A 1,653-nucleotide genomic window follows, 5' to 3' on the forward strand; every position below is an offset into this window, starting at 1 on the left:
CCGGGCCGCGGCTTCCTCCCCTGGAGGCTTTCGGACGCCGGCCCTCAGCCCGGTCAGACCCCGCCCGCACGGACCGGCATCCGAAACCCTTCACAATTGCGGACATCGGCTGCTTTCCAGGAAGCAGACTTTTCGTACATGCTGCATCCGAGGTCTGTTGGCGACGCGTTCTCGTATGCTCCAGAGACCTGTGGAAGAGCCATCCCGGGTGGCCCCGCCCCCCCCAATCGAGCATGGGGCCGTCCAGCCGCCAACTAACCTCCGAGCAAGGTTCGCAGTTTGCGGACGGCGCTGTCCGGCGTGGTCAGCACCGGTAGGCCCGTCGCCGCCTTGATGCGCTCCGCCGCACGCGCCAGGCTGAATTGCGCCAGGGCTATCGCATCGCAGCCGCCGAGGGATCGCGCTGCCTCGGCAGCCAGTTCGTCATGCCGGTCCGCCTCGCCACCATCGAGCGCAGCCAAAGCGCCTTCGATCAGCTTTGGCGCCAAGGCGATGGTTGCCGGGAACTCGGGCGGCATGGATTGCAGGGTCGGTGCGAAGGTCGCCATCAGGCCGATGCGACTGCCGAGGCGGCTTGCTTCCTCGATCATCGCCTCGTTCGGCTTGAGGATCGGCAGATCGGGGTTCGCGGCCTTCACGGCGTCGATGCAGGGGCCGAACGCCGAACAGGTGAACAGAATGGCGTCCGCGCCGGTACCGCGCGAATAGGCAGCCAGATCGAGGAATCTCTGCATCATCGCCGGCGTGAACTCGCCGTCGCGCGCCAGATCCGAGGCCAGGCTGTCATCCAGCAGGTTCGTCAAGCGCGCCTCCGGCCACAAGGAACGGAACGCATCCTCGATCGGCGGCGGGGAATGGCGCAATGCGTGGATCAGGGCAATTCGGGCCATCTGTCGCTCTTCTGCCGGAAACATGTCCGCGCGGTCTGGATCGCTCGAACCGGAAACCGACGGCTTCACCACATGGCAGCCAGCGCCGTTCGAATCCCGGCACGATAGAGCCGCTCGCCTGAGCCCAAAAAGCCTGTTCGCCAGCAAGCAGACTTGCGGGCGGTGCAAAAATTGTTGCTCCAGCCTGCGCCGCGAAGCTTGCCGCTCATCGGGAAGGTCTTTCGCCAAGATGGCGATTCTGTCGAAGCAGCCACGCACTAGGATCCTGCGGTGAACCGAGGCTTCCGATGCTCGACAGTTGCTGCACGCTCCCATCTGCCATTGTCCGGACCGCTCGGGCGCCCGAAGCTGCCGCTCCTCTGCGCAGTCCGAGACGACCGCCCGTTGCGAGAATCCGCTGCGCCGCGTTTGCGCCGGCAGGAGCAGGGCGACATCGCCTTGCCCGCTGATCGACGGCATGCGCGGCTTTCAGGCACGGAAGGGGGCCGGAGAGCCGGTGGTGTCGTCTCACGCGGATCGCAGTCCGGCTGCGCGTCGCTGGCGCACTTTCAAAGGCCACTCGGATGAACGCCGAACCGGAACATCCCGTCGGCGAAGCGCATCAACGCGTGCCGGCCTGGCTGCTCGCGATCCTGTGCTTCGGCGGCACGCTCGGAATGCACATCCTTGTGTCAACGGCGGTCGGATTCCAGGCCAGGGTGGCGGAGCAAAAGTAGGCCACTGGCGTCGTGGAGCGGCGGATATGGCAAGGGCCCCGATCGGG

The 1,653-nt window shown here is 66.1% G+C and carries 2 protein-coding genes; one reads left to right on the top strand and one right to left on the bottom strand.

The window, feature by feature from the left end; genetic code table 11:
• Positions 1-254 precede the first annotated feature (254 nt).
• Complete coding sequence (locus ACWGRX_RS26890) at positions 255-890, bottom strand: arylsulfatase (protein WP_452120055.1); 636 nt, start codon at positions 888-890, stop codon at positions 255-257.
• A gap of 563 nt (positions 891-1,453) precedes the next feature.
• Between ACWGRX_RS26890 and ACWGRX_RS26895 the strand changes: the two genes are divergently transcribed.
• Entirely contained in the window at positions 1,454-1,606 is a 153-nt protein-coding gene (locus ACWGRX_RS26895) for a hypothetical protein (RefSeq protein WP_452120054.1), read from the top strand.
• Positions 1,607-1,653 lie beyond the last annotated feature (47 nt).

It is taken from the genome of Allobosea sp. NPDC055594 (assembly GCF_053618995.1).